The 16,511-nt window shown below is 40.1% G+C and carries 15 protein-coding genes; 9 read left to right on the top strand and 6 right to left on the bottom strand.

The window, feature by feature from the left end:
• The first annotated feature begins 11 nt into the window (after positions 1-11).
• From BM192_RS14640 to BM192_RS14615, 6 genes are all read left to right on the top strand, one after another.
• Positions 12-659 carry a YiiX/YebB-like N1pC/P60 family cysteine hydrolase gene (locus BM192_RS14640; protein WP_081857472.1) on the top strand — a complete coding sequence of 216 codons (648 nt, stop codon included), beginning with the start codon at positions 12-14 and terminating at the stop codon, positions 657-659.
• Positions 660-850: 191 nt separating this feature from the next.
• Complete coding sequence (locus tag BM192_RS14635; RefSeq protein WP_037438819.1) at positions 851-1,627, top strand: ROK family protein; 777 nt, start codon at positions 851-853, stop codon at positions 1,625-1,627.
• Entirely contained in the window at positions 1,617-3,032 is a 1,416-nt protein-coding gene (gene gndA / locus BM192_RS14630) for an NADP-dependent phosphogluconate dehydrogenase (protein WP_037438821.1), read from the top strand. Before BM192_RS14635 ends, gndA begins: the two co-directional genes overlap by 11 nt.
• A 19-nt stretch (positions 3,033-3,051) precedes the next feature.
• Positions 3,052-4,566: a glucose-6-phosphate dehydrogenase gene (gene zwf, locus BM192_RS14625; RefSeq protein WP_074587747.1), complete on the top strand. Its 1,515-nt coding sequence runs from the start codon at positions 3,052-3,054 to the stop codon at positions 4,564-4,566.
• Positions 4,566-5,291, top strand: coding sequence for a 6-phosphogluconolactonase (pgl, locus tag BM192_RS14620; protein ID WP_037438825.1), 726 nt, complete (start codon positions 4,566-4,568; stop codon positions 5,289-5,291). The genes zwf and pgl overlap by 1 nt, the downstream gene beginning before the upstream one ends.
• Positions 5,292-5,356: 65 nt before the next feature.
• Positions 5,357-5,803, top strand: a complete 447-nt coding sequence (locus BM192_RS14615; RefSeq protein WP_037438826.1) for a 3-hydroxyacyl-ACP dehydratase FabZ family protein — start codon at positions 5,357-5,359, stop codon at positions 5,801-5,803.
• A gap of 90 nt (positions 5,804-5,893) precedes the next feature.
• Here the strand turns inward: BM192_RS14615 and BM192_RS14610 are convergent, their stop codons facing one another.
• The 3 genes from BM192_RS14610 to BM192_RS14600 all read right to left on the bottom strand — a co-directional run bounded on the left by BM192_RS14610 (position 5,894) and on the right by BM192_RS14600 (position 9,772).
• Positions 5,894-6,775 (bottom strand): Ppx/GppA phosphatase family protein, encoded by an 882-nt coding sequence (locus tag BM192_RS14610; RefSeq protein WP_037438828.1) that lies wholly within the window; start codon positions 6,773-6,775, stop codon positions 5,894-5,896.
• A 5-nt stretch (positions 6,776-6,780) separates the two neighbouring features.
• The gene (gene ppk1, locus BM192_RS14605) at positions 6,781-8,838 is read right to left on the bottom strand and encodes a polyphosphate kinase 1 (protein ID WP_037438829.1); all 2,058 of its coding nucleotides are present in this window, start codon (positions 8,836-8,838) and stop codon (positions 6,781-6,783) included.
• Positions 8,839-9,073: 235 nt separating this feature from the next.
• On the bottom strand, positions 9,074-9,772 hold the full coding sequence (locus BM192_RS14600) for a hypothetical protein (protein ID WP_037438831.1): 699 nt from the start codon (positions 9,770-9,772) through the stop codon (positions 9,074-9,076).
• A gap of 72 nt (positions 9,773-9,844) precedes the next feature.
• Here BM192_RS14600 and BM192_RS14595 point away from each other — a divergent pair, with 72 nt between their 5' ends.
• Entirely contained in the window at positions 9,845-10,336 is a 492-nt protein-coding gene (locus BM192_RS14595; RefSeq protein WP_037438833.1) for a YajQ family cyclic di-GMP-binding protein, read from the top strand.
• A 70-nt stretch (positions 10,337-10,406) separates the two neighbouring features.
• A complete protein-coding gene (locus BM192_RS14590) occupies positions 10,407-10,856 on the top strand; it encodes a GNAT family N-acetyltransferase (RefSeq protein ID WP_037438835.1) in 450 nt (149 codons plus the stop codon).
• A 36-nt stretch (positions 10,857-10,892) separates the two neighbouring features.
• On the opposite strand, the gene BM192_RS14585 is transcribed toward BM192_RS14590, so the two are convergent.
• From BM192_RS14585 to BM192_RS14575, 3 genes are all read right to left on the bottom strand, one after another.
• Positions 10,893-11,870 (bottom strand): glycoside hydrolase family 43 protein, encoded by a 978-nt coding sequence (locus tag BM192_RS14585; protein WP_037438837.1) that lies wholly within the window; start codon positions 11,868-11,870, stop codon positions 10,893-10,895.
• 62 nt (positions 11,871-11,932) lie between these two features.
• Positions 11,933-13,246, bottom strand: coding sequence for a hypothetical protein (locus BM192_RS14580; RefSeq protein WP_037438839.1), 1,314 nt, complete (start codon positions 13,244-13,246; stop codon positions 11,933-11,935).
• Between the two features lie 99 nt (positions 13,247-13,345).
• Positions 13,346-14,221, bottom strand: coding sequence for a mechanosensitive ion channel family protein (locus tag BM192_RS14575; protein WP_070808194.1), 876 nt, complete (start codon positions 14,219-14,221; stop codon positions 13,346-13,348).
• A 153-nt stretch (positions 14,222-14,374) separates the two neighbouring features.
• On the opposite strand from BM192_RS14575, the gene rnr reads away from it, so the two are divergent.
• Positions 14,375-16,507, top strand: coding sequence for a ribonuclease R (rnr, locus tag BM192_RS14570; RefSeq protein ID WP_037438841.1), 2,133 nt, complete (start codon positions 14,375-14,377; stop codon positions 16,505-16,507).
• Positions 16,508-16,511: the final 4 nt, after the last annotated feature.

Genomic DNA, 16,511 nt, shown 5'->3' with positions numbered 1-16,511 from the left:
TCTATCACAAAATGATCTTCAGATCACCTATCTACCTGGTATTCGCCCTGCTGTTAATATTCAGCACAAACAAAGGTTCTGCTCAGGAAAAAACAATACTGAAAGAAGGGGATTTTCTTTTCCAGCAGATTTCATGTGGTCCTTTATGTGATGCTATACTTGCGGTCACGTCCGGCTACCAAGGGCAAAAGTTTAATCATATGGGTATGGTAATTCTGCAGCAGGATAGCCTCATGATCGTAGAAGCAATTGGCAAAGATGTTCATCTAAGTTCTATAACTGACTTCCTGAAACGTTCTGCAAACCCAGTTCACACGGGCCGGTTAAAACAGGAATATCAGCGGCTCATCCCTGCGGCTGTCCATTTCTCACTGGACCAGTTAGGCACCCCATATGACGATGCTTTTCTTTATCAAAATGGTAAATATTATTGTTCTGAGTTGATTTATGATGCTTTTCTATCTGCAAATCGTGGTGAACCGGTCTTTGAGCTTCAGCCGATGACTTATAAAGTTCCCGGGTCTAATTCTTTCTTTCCTGTCTGGAAGGATTATTTCGACAACTTAAAACAACCTGTTCCTGAGGGACTTCCAGGTTGCAACCCTGGAGGAATATCGCTTTCTGATAAGATAGATATGGCAGGAAGGTATCAACCCTAACTGTATAAAGAAATCGTCATCTTATCATCAAATTAAATCTGCATACCGCCTGTACGGGCTTATCTCTGTTGCTAAATCTTTAATTCGGCAGGTTAATTCGAGAATTTAGCAGGTTTAAGGATTTATTATGGTTGGAAATTTGTTAATTTGGAATATTATATATTTGGAGCAATCCTCTTTAAACATGCTATATGTCCAACACAACAAAAGAACAAAGCACTACAAATATTTTATCTCTTGATATCGGCGGAACGAGCGTTAAAGCTTGCATACTGACAAAAGATGGCGAATTGTTCTCCGAATATACAAAACTGCCCACTCCAAAAGACGCGACTCCAGAGGATTTAATAGAAGTAATTTCTAAGCTTGTTGCAGATCTTACGCCTTTCAGCAAAATTGCTATTGGTTTTCCAGGATATGTTAAATGTGGAATCGTAAAAACGGGTGTCAATCTTGCCAAAAGTAAATGGCCGGACTATCCGCTGGCACAGACGATAAGTGATTTGTTTGATAAACCTGTACGTCTTATTAACGATGCCGATCAGCAAGCACTGGGTGTAGTAAAGGGTAAAGGTTTTGAAATTGTCCTGACATTAGGCACCGGTTTCGGTACCTCGCTCACTTACGACGGTGAATTGCTGCCCCATCTGGAGCTTGCCCATCTTCCGGTATCCAAAAACAAAGATTACGACGACTATATTGGTGATAAAGCCTTTGTTAAAGAAGGCGAAAAGAAATGGAATGAGAGGCTTCAGCGAATAATCGGAATCTATAAAACGGTTTTCAATTATGATGAGCTTTATCTGGGTGGCGGAAATGCCAAACATATAAACTTTGAACTGGATTCAAATATACACGTTGTCTCTAACAGGGACGGTATCAAAGGTGGCGCCAAATTATGGGACGCTTCTGAGAAATACCACATCTTTACCACTTATCCTAAATCACACACACAAAATGGAAAGTAAATATACATTAGGGATGATCGGCCTCGGTACAATGGGTCGTAACCTTTTATTAAATATGGCCGATAACGGCTTCGCGGTTACTGGCTACGACAAGGACGCAAAAATGATTACCAAACTTCGTGAAGACGGATCAAAGCATAACCTGGAAGCTTTTGCTTCACTGGAAGATTTTGTACAGAGCCTGGAGTTGCCAAGAAGAATTATGTTACTTGTTCCCGCTGGCCCAATTGTAGACAGTGTTATACAGGAACTTTCTCCCTTACTAACTAAAGGCGATATTATTATAGATAGTGGAAACTCCCATTTTACTGATACCAGCAGAAGAGCTTTAGAGCTTTCTGATAAAGGCCTGCATTTCTTTGGAATGGGGATTTCTGGCGGTGAAGAAGGTGCGAGATTCGGCCCGAGCATTATGCCTGGCGGCGATAAGACAGCTTATGGCGAAATGAAAGCGATTCTGGAAGCTGTTTCTGCAAAAGTAAACGGCGATCCTTGTGTTACTTATATTGGCCCTGGAGCTTCCGGGCACTTCGTTAAAATGGTACATAATGGAATTGAGTACGCTATGATGCAGCTACTCGCAGAAACCTATGACATTCTTAAAAACGCACTGGATTATTCAAATGAGGAAATCTACAGTGTGTTCGAAGAATGGAATAATGGCCGTCTGCAATCTTTCCTCCTTGAAGTTACCCGGGACATTTTCAAAGTTAAAGATCCAAAAACCGGCGGTTTCCTGCTGGATTATATCAAGGATGAAGCTAAGTCTAAAGGTACCGGAAAATGGACTTCGCAGGTTTCAATGGACCTGCAGTTACCAATTCCAACGATTAATGAAGCGGTTACTACACGTGATTTATCTAAATATAAAAAACTAAGGGTTCAATTAGCTGAAATCTATCCTGAACAAAAACCTACAGCTGAGAACAAGGCACAATTCATAATTGAGCTTGAACAGGCTTTATATTTCTCCGTTATTACATCTTACGCACAGGGACTGCATTTATTATGGCAGGCTTCGGCAACTTACGAATACGATCTGAACCTGCATGAAATTGCGAAGATCTGGCGTGGAGGCTGTATAATCCGTGCAGAATTACTCGAAGATATTTATCAGGCATACAGTACCCAGCCTGAACTGGAGCATCTGTATGCTGATGCTGGTATAGCAGCTAAAATGCAGGAAATTCTGCCAGGAATGAGGTCTGTGGTAAGTCATACCGTACAAACCGGACTGGCAACTCCTGCCTACTCTTCTGCCCTGGCTTATTTTGACAGTTTGCGTACTGCAAGAATGCCTTCAAACCTAATTCAGGCACAGAGGGATTTCTTCGGTGCACACCAATTTGAACGTACAGACGAAGAAGGTACATTCCATGCAATCTGGAATCCTGTTTTGTCTTAACCTATAAAAGATTATTCTAATGAAAACTAGTAAATGCCTCAACCCAACCATCTTTGTCATTTTCGGTGGCACTGGTGATCTGAATATGCGCAAACTTGCGCCTGCTATCTATAATTTATATGCTGATGGTTTTATGCCAAAGGATTATGCAATTATCGGTACCGCAAGAAAGAAGCTGACTGATGAGCAGTTTCGCAATACCATTATGGATGGTGTTAATCAATTTTCCAGAGCGGGTAAAGTTAAGCAGGCTAAATGGGATGAATTTGCACAGAATGTTTATTATAACTCTGTAGATGTATCTGCCCCTGAGACATTTCAGGTGCTAAAGACGAGTATTGAAAAGATTAAAAAAGAATACGGACCTAAAACACAGGTAATTTATTACCTGGCAGTAGCACCTAATCTATTCCCTCTTATCGCGGAATGTCTGGCCAAGTACGACCTTGCTGGTAATGAAGACAATTGCCGTATTGTAATTGAAAAACCTTTCGGACATGATCTGGATTCTGCTAAAGAACTGAATAAATTACTGACTGGTATTTTTACAGAAAAACAAATCTATAGAATTGATCATTATCTGGGCAAAGAAACAGTTCAGAATATCATGGCATTCCGTTTTGCGAACTCATTCCTCGAGCCGCTTTGGAACAGAACATATATTGATCATGTTCAGATTTCTGTTACTGAGCAGTTAGGTGTTGGTGATCGTGGTGGATATTATGACGGCGCGGGTGCATTACGTGATATGATTCAAAATCATATCCTGCAATTACTTTGCTTAATTGGTATGGAAACACCCATCAATTTTGATGCAGATGAGATCCGGAATAAAAAGGTTGACGTGTTGAAAGCCATGCGCCCTTTTGGTCCTGAAGATATTAGAATGAGCACCGTAAGAGGTCAGTATTCAAAAGGATGGGTTGAAGGCAAAGAGGTTCCGGGTTACCGTTCAGAAAAGGATGTTGATGACCACTCAAACACAGAGACTTTTGCAGCTGCAAAATTCTTCGTGGATAACTGGCGCTGGCAGGGAATTCCGTTTTACGTACGTACCGGTAAACGTCTTTTCCAAACTTCTTCACTGATTACAATTCAGTTTAAAGATGTCCCTCATCAGATCTTCCCGACAGGCGTAACTGAGCACTGGCAACAAAACAGGTTGATCATAAGTATTCAGCCGGAAATGAGTATCCGTCTTCAGGTTCAGGCAAAAAGACCTGGACTAGATATGGTACTTAATCCTGTGGATATGGTTTTCGACTACAAAGGTACTTATGAGTCCCAGGCTCCTGAAGCGTACGAAACTTTATTACTTGACGTAATGATAGCCGATCAGACACAATTTATGCGTGCTGACCAGGTAGAAAGTGCATGGGAGTTATTAATGCCGGTAATCAATGCATGGGAAAGTAAAACTTCCCTGAGCTTCCCGAACTACCCTGCAGATTCATGGGGCCCCGAGGATGCTGAAGCACTGATTGCGAGAGATGGATTCCATTGGTTTACTTTACCCTTAAAAAATAAAGATTAATGAGTTTACTGATTTATAAAGCTAAAAACGAGTTAATACATGATCTTGCAGAGTATGTTATAGCGACAGCCAAAACTGCTTTAGAGCAGCAGAACTGTTTTAACTTCGTGTTAACCGGTGGCAATTCACCAAAAGACCTGTACCACTTACTTGCTACTACTTACCGCGAGACCATTGACTGGACTAAGGTCTATTTCTTTATCGGTGATGAACGTAATGTGCCACCAGGACATGAAAGTTACAACGGATTAATGGCCAGAAAGACTTTGTTGGACCCTTTAAATATACCTGCAGAACATATCTTCTTCGTCGATACAACACTAGAGCCCGAGCAAGCTGCTGCTGACTATTATAAAGCAATCGCAGACCATTTTAACGGTTCAGATTTAAGTTTTGATCTTATACTTCTTGGCATGGGAGATGATGCACATACAGCATCGCTTTTCCCTGGAACAACCGCTTTAAAAAGCAAAGAAGTTGGCGTAGAAGCCGTATATGTCGAGAAACTGTCGACTTATAGGATCACATTCACTGCGCCTTTAATTAATAAGGCAAAAAACATTGCTTTCCTTGTTTTCGGAGAAGCTAAAGCGGAAGCGCTTAAACATGTAATTGAAGATACCGATAAGAACCCCGAGTTATATCCTTCACAGCTAATTACACCTATTGATGGGAAATTAACCTGGTTCCTTGATGATGAAGCAGCATCTTTACTAGACAGCTAATTAATAACATATAGCATTACAGCCCCGCAGATTCACTTGTGCGGGGCTTTTTTAAATCTAACCACATGACAACACAAGACATTCTCGATAAATTACCGTACACTAAACCATTTTTATTTGTAGACGAGTTACTTCATATTGATGAAAACGGTTCAACAGGAACATATACTTATTCAAAGGACCTTGATTTTTATAAAGGGCACTTTAAAGACGCTCCTGTTACGCCTGGAGTAATCTTAACAGAGACTATGGCACAAATCGGTTTAGTCTGCCTGGGCATTTACCTGTATGGTCAGCAGAATACGGAGATGAAGGCACATGTTATGCTCACATCAACAGCAATGGATTTCATGAAACCAGTTTTTCCAGGTGAAAAAGTAACGGTTACCGCCGAAAAGGTTTACTTCCGGTTTAAGAAACTAAATTGTAATGTAGTGATGAAAAACGAGGCCGGAGAAATAGTTTCTAAAGGAAATATATCCGGAATGGTAACCGCTAAGATGCAGGACTAGTATTTAATAAAAGAAGGGGAATATTAGATTAATATTCCCCTTCTTTATCAATTATAGAGCCCTCGCTCCCAATTGACCAGTTGTTTATTCTTACTCCAGATTCTCCGCGATCAGCAAATTAATTATACCATCTACCATACCCACTCTGGGCACATAAATCTGTTTGATTCCGGTCCACTTCATAATGGTTATAAAAATTTCACTGGCCGGAATAATAACGTCAGCCCGGTCTGGATTTAATCCATAGATCTGGATTCTTTCTTTCAGAGAAAGGATATTCAGTTGATTATAAATGGATTTGAGCTTTAGAAAACTCAAGGGGACACCGTCTTTTTCATTGGCCATCCGGTAGATCTTATTGATATTTCCACCTGTACCAATGCCTGCGAGATTTTTATAATCCCGGGTATGTTCCCTAAGCCATGCTTTCATTTCTTCCCAGGTCTCTTCCTTATCCTGATTATCCAGTATCCGGATAGTCCCAATATTAAAAGATTTGGATGCTACAGGAATCTTGTTAACAAAGACCGACAATTCAGTACTACCACCGCCAACATCTATATAAAGATAGTTTTTCCGAATATCCAGACTATCTTCGATATGATTTGCATAGATAATGTTTGCTTCACGCTGGCCTTCTATGATTTCAAGGTTCAAATCTGCTTTCTCCCGGATTATCTCTATAATTTCCGCCCCATTAGTAGCCTCCCGCATAGAGGACGTTGCACACGCGAGGTATGCAGATACCTGATATACCTCCATCAGATTCTTAAATGCGATCATCGTTTTAACCAGATCTCCCGATTTTTTCTTCGAAATTTTTTGCTCCAGAAAAGCATCATCACCAAGACGAAGCGGGACCCGGACTAAAGTATTCTTTTTAAAGGAGTACCCATTTTCATTTTGCGTGATGTCAGCAATAAGCAGTCTTACTGCATTTGACCCCACATCAATCGCGGCGTATCTGAGCATATATTTTAATGATGTTTATTTTTTAAATAATTATAAGTCTGCACCTGTGCGCGTACTTTAGTAACTAACCGGTTTTTATGATACTTATTTGTATTCAACCGGTTGATATCTCTGGCTTTAACGTTATCCTGCAGCTGAAACTCTATAATATCTCTGATTTCCTGCCTAACTTCTTTGTCCAATACAGGAAAGCCAACTTCCACCCTATGCTCAAAATTTCTGCTCATCAGGTCAGCAGAAGAAAGAAACATCTCCTCCTTTCCATTGTTGCCGAATATAAATACACGTGCATGTTCGAGAAACTTATCTACGATACTGATTACGGTAATATTTTCGCTAAAACCTTTAATGCCAGGCACAAGACAGCAGATTCCTCTTACAATCAACCGTATTTTAACTCCTGCATTACTGGCGTCATATAATTTTGATACAATTCCCTCGTCTGCCAGGCTGTTCACTTTAAAAATAAGGTAGGCAGATTTACCCGATTTGGCTATACGTATTTCCCTGTCAATCAATTTGTAGAATTTACTTCTTGATTCTATAGGTGAAACAATTAGATGTTTAAACCCGGAAGCCACCGTCTTTTTATTCAGTGCAGCAAAGAGTTTAATCAGATCAGTTGTAATTTCCTTCTTAGCAGTAAAAATACTGTGGTCGCCGTAGAGTCTTGCTGTTTTCTCATTGAAGTTTCCTGTGGCAAGATTTGCATAATAGACAGCTCTGCCTTTTTCCATGCGGGTAACTAAACAGATCTTAGAATGAACTTTATAATCTGTTAAACCATAATTAACCTGTACTCCTTCCTCTTCCAGCTTACTCGTCCAATAAATATTGGCTTGTTCATCAAACCGTGCTTTAAGCTCTACCAGACAATTTACCTTCTTACCATTTTTCGCTGCATTGATTAATGCGTTGATAACTCTCGAGTTCTCAGCCAGGCGGTAAAGTGTAATATTTATAGCCGTTACCTGGGGATCAATAGCCGCTTCCCTCAAAAATAAAATGATATAATCGTAGGATTGATAAGGCAGGTTAATTAAATAATCACGCTCTTTAAGTTTATTAAAAATACTTTGGGTACGATGCAGACCTACAACCTTCAAAGGCACCTGTGGTGCATACTCCAGGCTTTTATCGCCTACATTCGGAAAGCGGATGAAGTCACCAAAACGATGATACCGGTTACCGGGAATTAAACTCTCGGCTTCTATTTTCAACTTGGAGATGAGTATCCCCAACATATCAAAAGGCATCTGTGTGTCGTACAGAAGGCGCATCGGTTTACCTTTCTTTCTTTTATCAAGACTGGCCTTTAACTCATCAATAAATTTCTCACTTATATTCTTGTCGATATCCAACTCAGCATCACGCGTTAGCTGAATCGTATAAGCATCCATTTCATCATAAGTGAACACATAAAAGATATCATCAAGACAATATTTTATAATGTCTTCTGCAAGAATAATAAATTTAAGTCCATTAGTTTCGGGTAAAACCAGGAATCTGGGCAAATCATTTGGTAGTTCGATTAGAGCGAACTTTTCTGTCTTTTTACCGCTCGTCTTCCTTAGACGCACAAAAAAGTATAAATTACGGTCCTTAAGTTCAGGGAAGCTCTTTTCGGGGTCTATCATAATAGGCACCAGATTAGACAGGATTTTATCGCGAAAATGCTCTTTAACAAATGCGCCCCGGGCTACATTTAACTGCGTATCATTCAGAATGAAGATTCTGTTCTGTGCCAGCTCATTGATTAATGTCGCCTGGAATAGTTGTTCGAACTTACGTTCTTGTTTAATAACAATATTTTTAATTTCATTCAAGACCTTCTTAGGATTAAACCCTAATAACTCTTTTGCTTTGTCATTCAGATCAGAAAGCCTGGACATTGTCGCGACTCTTACACGATAAAACTCCTCCAGGTTGGATGAAAAAATAGATAGGAATTTAATTCTCTCAATCAGGGGAACAGTTTCATCTGCGGCCTCCTGCAATACCCGTTCATTGAAATATAACCAGCTGATTTCTCTGTTTAAAAATGGGATCTTCTTCTTTGTCATGGGTTAACATCAATATTTCCTGGAAAACCGGATCAGATCAAATCTGCGGATTTACTGTTAATTCAATGTTAAGTAAACATTAGCAAACAATTACTTAACACGCAGATCCGGAACAATGTAATCAAGTTATAGTAATAGCCATTCAATTGATCAGATCTGGCTTCACAGGAAGAACTGATCAAATTGAAATATTGGCATTAAGTAGAGAACGCTACAATCAGAAATACTTTATTAATTATTCTGACGTATCAGATGACTCTGTCTTATCTGTTTTCGAAGAAGCCGGCTTCCCAGCTGCAGCTGTTTTACGTACTGGCGTTTTTTGGGCAGTTGCATTGTCTTTTTTAACTGTACTTGCAGCTTTCGAGGAGCTAGCTGCTGTCGCTGACGCAGCCTTGGAAACAGGTTGTTTACCTTTAGCAACAGCTTTAACTGGTGTACGCTTAACGGGTTCCACAGCCTCTGTAATTTTGTCTTTAGCGATTGCCGCCTCTTTCTTCAGTTTAGCTTTCTGCTTATTCAAAAGATCAGCAGCTTTAGCCTCTGATTCGATTACAGGCACTTCGACACTACGTGCAGTCGCCTTAGTTTTTCCGGCGGCTTTTTTAGCAACCTTATAAGTATTCTTAGAAACTTTATCTGCAACTGACTTTGTCTTTTTCAGCGATTTTGCCTTAGCCTTATTGACCTCGTTTTTCGCTTTTTTAACATCTTTCTTTACCTTTTTAACCTTAGGATCTGCTTTGATCTTTCTCGCTATTTTAGCCGCAGCATCCTTTGCTGTTCTGGAGATACTCGTACCTATTTTACCCGCGTCATGTCCCAAATGAATTACGACTTCAAGAATTTTCTGGGTCAAACTTTGTTCTAAATCTTTTTTAACTGCTTTTTTAGCAACTTTTTTTTGCACTTTTGACTGCTTGGTTTTCATCATCTGTATTTTAGCCTGAGGTTAAATCCAATATATAACTAAATTTAACATAATTTTTATTTTAAAGCTATAATCATGCCCACTTTTGATATTGTAAGTAAAATTGACGCGCAGACATTAGACAATGCGATGAACAACGCAAAGAAAGAAATTCTTAACCGTTATGACTTTTCAAGTTCTAATAGCACAGTTGACCATGATAAAAAAACTAATGTCATCACTATCGTAACTGAAGACGATATGCGTTTAAAAGCTATTCAGGATGCGATTATATCTCGTATGGTCAAACAAAATCTGGATCCGGAAAGCCTTGACTTTGGCAAAGAGCAATATGCGTCTGGAAATATGATCCGTAAAGAGATTAGTATTAAAGAAGGAATCGACAAAGAAACTGCAAAGAAAATAGTCGCGAAGATCAAAGCCAGCGGACTCAAGGTACAAGCCTCAGTTATGGATGATCAGCTGCGCGTACAAAGCAAAAGTATTGACGACCTTCAAAAAGTAATTACGCTTTGCAAAGGAGAAAACTTCGGACAGCCACTCCAGTATATCAACATGCGTAACTAACGATAATTAGACTTTTCTTTCCCTCAAAAGCACATCCTATAGATCAGAATGTGCCTTAAAATCTAATGCAATGGAAATAGCTGCAAACGGTTTTATTTTTTCAGATGATCCTGCCCGCATAGATATTGCAGCAGTGCATCATTATTTGAGCACCCAATCCTACTGGGCCAGAGAAATTCCTTTCGAAACCGTAATGCGTGCAATAGACGGGTCGCTATGTTTCGGCATTTATCAGGACAGTAAACAAATTGGATTTGCGCGTTGGATTACCGATAAAACCACATTTGCCTATTTGGCGGATGTATATACAGAAGAGGAATATCGTGGGAAAGGATTGATGAAACAATTGATGTCGCTTATGCTGTTTCATCCCGATCTCCAGAACTTACGCCGCTATCAGCTATCTACCCGTGATGCCCATGGACTTTACAGTCAGTTTGGTTTTAAGCCGCTAGAGACCCCTGATAACCAAATGGCGATAGTCATTTCAAACCCATACGAAAAAAGGGAAGACAATTAATTGTCTTCCCTTTTAATTAACGGAATCGCTATCCGTTTATAATTTCTGTGCAGCAACCCCTTCTTTAGTAATTACTACGGGGCGAATTAGTCCGTTCTCATCGAAAGACATTACATCGATACTGGTTTCTCTATGGTTACCATCGGTTTCAGTTAGTGGCCTGCGATGATAAACGATATACCAGAGATCCTTTTTCTCATTGTGAATAACGGAATGATGCCCTGCTCCCCTGGCAATTGCCGGATCTTGCTTTAAAATCTTTCCAATCCTTTTGAAAGGTCCCATGGGAGAATCCGATATTGCATAGGCCACAGAATAATCAGGCCCTGTCCAGCCCCCCTCAGACCACATAAAATAATACTTTCCGTTACGCATGAACATATATGGACCTTCCACATAGCTATCTGGAGTTATTTCTTTGTATGTTTCACCATCGGCGAAAGGAACCAGGGATTTAAAATCATCGCTGAGTTTGGCAATATTGCAATGTTTCCAGCCTCCGTAAATCAGGTAATATTGCCCGTCTTTATCTTTAAACACAAACTGGTCAATTGGCTGTGCACCATTATGAAATTTATCTACCAGTGGTTTTCCTATATGATCCTTATATGGACCTTCAGGACGTTTGGCAACAGCTACACCAATACCACCCGTTTCCTGATCACTTTGAATATCATTAGCACCGAAGAACAAAAAATAGTCTTTATCTTTTTTAACAATAGCAGGCGCCCAGACGGCCTTTTTAGCCCATTTAACACCGGCGGTATCCAGAATCCGCGGATGCTTTTTCCAATTTACCAGATCTTTGGAACTGAAAGCATCCAAAAAGACCTGATCCTTGTAAGGCGCAGAAAATGTTGGATATATCCAGTAAGTTTTGTCGAAAACGGCTGCATCAGGATCAGCGTACCAACCAGGAAAGACTGGATTTCCACTGGACTTAACCTGTGCATGGACTGTAGAAGTTGAGACGGCAAACGCCATCGGCATCAGCAAAGCAATTATTTTTTTCATATCAAATTTGATTGAACTGAATCATCAGCACGATCTGAACGAATCAAATTTAAACAGATTCATCAGACCGTTTTAACGTCAGTTTCGCTATAGTCTTTAATGTCTGTAATATAGCCGTTCAAAATCAGGAAATCAAATAAAGGTTTAGCTTCGGGTGTTACCGGCATGTTTGCCGTAGTTATCACGCGTCCAGATTCTTTATCAAGAAAGGGATAAGCAAAAAGTTTTACATTTTTACTGAACATGTCGCTAACGTACGCCATTAGCTGGCTGGAATAACTACCACCAAAGTTGTGTGAATTAAAAACAAACTTCAGGTTGTTGATATTCGTAGAAATACCAACACTTTTAGGCTTACAGCGGTCGAAGTATTTAGCCAGTTTATTATGCCTTGCAAAGTTTGAAACTATAACCAGGTTACCGGTTCCGCACATCTCTTCCGCCCTTTTCGCCACGGCATGTAAATCAATAGCTTCCGGTTTTTCGTCGTCGGCAGTTAATACATTTGAAAGTAGGACTTCAATCAATACGCTCAGGTTATCTTTCTGTACATCTTCTGTTCTTCTGAACTGATCTACAGCCTTATTGAACATACTGAAGTTGGGCAATGATTTTTGCGCATATTTAGTCCGCAGGATCATAATGTCTTTTTTATATAAAAGATCTTTCGGCAGACAAGGATTCCCTCTGGAATCGAAAATGGCAGCGTCAGAAAAGTCCTTCACTATCAGATAAAGATTCAGTAAGATATTATTAATGGATTCAAATGCAGGCCCATTTACAGAAATAAGGTCGATTTCAACAGAACCTATAGTCAGGTTATCTGCAAGAGATTCAATCATTCTTTTAGGATCCGCATAGTAATTAAACGCGGCATAGACCAGATTTACTCCAATTATCCCTAGCACATTCTGTTGTAAAGCGGCATCAGTATCAAGCAAACGGACATGAAAAAATATTTCATTTGGCTCGCCCCCTGGTTCGGTCTGAAATTTAATTCCGATCCATCCATGAGGATCATTGGATTTATTGTAATTCAGTGTAGTTACGGTATCGGCAAAAGCAAAGAAGGTTCTGGATTTGTATTTTTCACCGGTTAGTCTTTCCCGGAGGAGATCGAATTCATGGTTTAACATTTTCTGTAACCGCGACTGACTCACGTAACGGCCACTTTCTTCGGCACCATAGATCGCATCACTAAAAGTCATGTCATAAGCAGACATCGTTTTAGCGACTGTTCCAGACGCTGCGCCAGCGGTGAAGAAATTCCGGGCCACTTCCTGACCTGCTCCAATCTCCGCAAAAGTTCCGTAGATTTCGGGGCATAAATTAATGTTAAGGGCCTTTCGTTTCGTATCCAGAATTTCTCTTTCCATAGTACAAAAATAAGACAATGTAAAGAAAGTAAGGCCTATTTTTTAGTATTAATACCACAAAAACCTAAAGAGAAACGATCTAAATACGCTGAATGACAATTACTGGGCGGGCAAAGATAAACGGATAATAGCTGTATTTAGAGCCCTGCGAATTTCTCTTTCTTTTATTTTGTCATATCTGTTAAGCAGTACCTGGACTTTGAAACGAACAGTATCCTTACCCACAGCAAGAGTTTTAATCGTCAGTCCGTCACGAACAATATAATCATCATAGCTTTTTACAGATGCAGACAATATTTCTTCCAGGTGCGCAGGCAAATAACCATAGGACAATGCCATTTCAAACTCGATACTCAGTTTTTTAATATTCTGTTTACTCTGATTAACGATTACAGAACTAAAAACTACAGAATTCGGTACCATGACCATATCATTATCTTCATTTTGCAGGATCACGTTGATTAAAGTGATATCCAGTATTTTACCCTCCGTATCATTGACACGGATATGATCTCCCAGGGACAGACGGTCTGAAAACATGATGATTAGCCCGTTGATCATATTATTGATATAATCTTTGAAAGTCACAGCAATGGCGGCAGCAACGATCGTTATGCTGGTCAGAAATTTAAGGGGGTCAGTACCCAGGAAGATCATCATTGCTACAATTCCAAAAACTGTATTCAGAATAGAGACTATCCGGTTAATTCCGAGAATAAAATTATCCTTGATATTAGGCGGTAGACCATGCTTTTTGATGTACCAGTAAATAATAACCTGTCGGATAAAGGAAACTGCCAGACTCGGTCCAAGGAAAATAACCAGTGCTTTTGCACTCACAGTCAACTTTGGATATTTGTCAGCAAATTCGGTGTACTCATTCAGCATATAGATCAGTACGCATAGGATCAGCGTCTTCAAAGCAATCATTACCAGTTCATTTGTTCTTTTACGGCTTTTATCTTCTACAATCATAACATAGGTCAATATAGATCCCGTTAAATCTCCGTAAAATTGTGCGGTATTCAAATTTCAACCGGCAAAAGGGCGTCTACAACCAAATTAAAGGCTATTAACCCCCGGATAGTCAATACAATTTGTTACCTTCGGAATATTGACAATAATCCTATGGCAAAAAAAAAATCTTCTCAGATAAAGGTAGTATTAACGCAGTTAATCAGTGATGTTTTAGAGAATAGCAATAATGAAGCCCTGAACTACAAACAGGTTTCAGCCAAGCTGAATATAAAAGACGACGAATCAAGGGAGACCATTTTGGAAATCCTTAAAGAGGAAGCGCGCAGAGGCATCTTCAGTGAACCTCAAAAAGGTAAGTTCCGGTTAAAAGAACTCAAAACCTTCATAACTGGAAAAGTAGACCTGACTGCCGATGGCGCAGCATTTATCATTCCCGATGACGAATTCGAGAAAGATGTATTTGTTTCGGCCAGAAAACTACATAATGCATTGCATGGAGACAAAGTAAAGGTCTATATCTATGCCAAGAAAAGCGGGCGGAAAAACGAAGGAGAGGTAGTTGAAATTATAGAACGTCTGAGAACGGACTTCATAGGAGTTATTAAAATATCAGACCGTTTTGCGTTCGTTACAGTAGACGACAAAAAGATGCAGCACGATATTTTCATTCCCCTGACCGACCTCGCGGGCGCTAAAAGTGGGCAGAAGGTACAGGTATCAATTACAGACTGGCCGGAAGCGGCGAAGAACCCAATTGGTAAGATTATCAACATTCTGGGTACACAGGGAGAGAACAACACCGAGATGAATGCTATTCTTGCCCAGTATGGATTCCCACTTTCATTCCCAAAAGAAGTCGAAACTGAAGCAGAAGCCATTCCTGAAACGTTGAGTCCTGAAGACTTGAAAGACAGGCGGGATTTTAGAGAAACGCTCACCTTCACAATTGACCCGGCAGATGCCAAAGACTTTGATGATGCCATTTCCTTTAAAAAACTGGAAAACGGTAATTATGAAATCGGTATACATATCGCAGATGTGTCACACTACGTAACACCTCAGTCTGCTTTAGACAAAGAAGCTTACAGCCGTGCGACCTCAGTTTATCTCGTTGACAGGGTTATTCCAATGCTACCGGAAAAATTAAGCAACGGAGTTTGTTCACTCAGACCTAATGAAGACAAACTGTGTTTTGCAGCAGTCTTTGAACTGGATGAAAACGCCAATATACTAAACGAATGGTTTGGCAGGACAGCCATACATTCAGACAGGCGTTTCAGTTATGAAGAAGCTCAGGAAGTTATAGAGAATAAAGCAGGAGACCATGCAGAAGAGATTCTGAAACTAAACGAACTCGCTTATATTCTGAGAGACCGTAAGTTCAAAAACGGAGCGATCAGTTTTGAAAGCACTGAGGTAAAATTCAAATTAGATGAGACAGGAAAACCCGTTGGCGTTTACGTAAAGGAACGTAAAGATGCGCACAAACTGATCGAAGATTTCATGTTGCTGGCCAATAAGAAGGTTGCAGAGTTTATTGCTAAAAAAGGAAAAGGCAAGAGCAAATACACGTTTATATACCGTTCACATGATTCTCCGAACCTGGAAAACCTGGGTAATTTCGCGTTGTTTGCTGCCAGATTCGGTTACAAGATAAATACTAAAACAGATAAAGACATTGCCAAATCGCTAAACTTCCTGATGGAAGATGTCGAAGGCAAAAAAGAACAAAATGTATTAACACAGCTGGCTATCCGCTCTATGGCGAAAGCAGTTTACACCACGAAAAAGACAAGTCATTACGGATTGGCTTTTGATCATTACACGCACTTCACCTCTCCTATCAGGCGTTACCCGGACGTGATGGTACACCGCCTGCTAGCTGCGTACCTGAACGGAGAACGTTCCGCCAATGAAGAGGAATATGAAATTGCGGCTTCTCATTCCTCAGCGATGGAAAAACGCGCCGCAGATGCCGAACGTGCTTCGATTAAGTACAAGCAGGTTGAGTATCTGGAGGAAAATATAGGCAGCACCTATCGCGGATTAATTTCTGGTGTTACGGAGTGGGGAATGTATGTCGAACTGCTGGAGAACAAGTGTGAAGGAATGATCCGCCTGAAAGATATAGCTGATGACTTCTATGTTCTGGACGAAAAAAACTACTGTATAGTGGGACAGCGCAAAAAGAAAAAATATCAATTAGGAGATGAAGTTAACGTCAAGGTGAAAAGAGTAGACCTGTCTAAAAGACAGATTGATTTTACCCTGCTTCAGGACTAAATTT

Origin of the sequence: Pedobacter antarcticus (assembly GCF_900112985.1) — a bacterium.
GTDB lineage: Bacteria > Bacteroidota > Bacteroidia > Sphingobacteriales > Sphingobacteriaceae > Pedobacter > Pedobacter antarcticus.
Note: the sequence above shows the minus strand (reverse complement) of the source record. Positions and strands in the feature narration are given on the sequence as shown.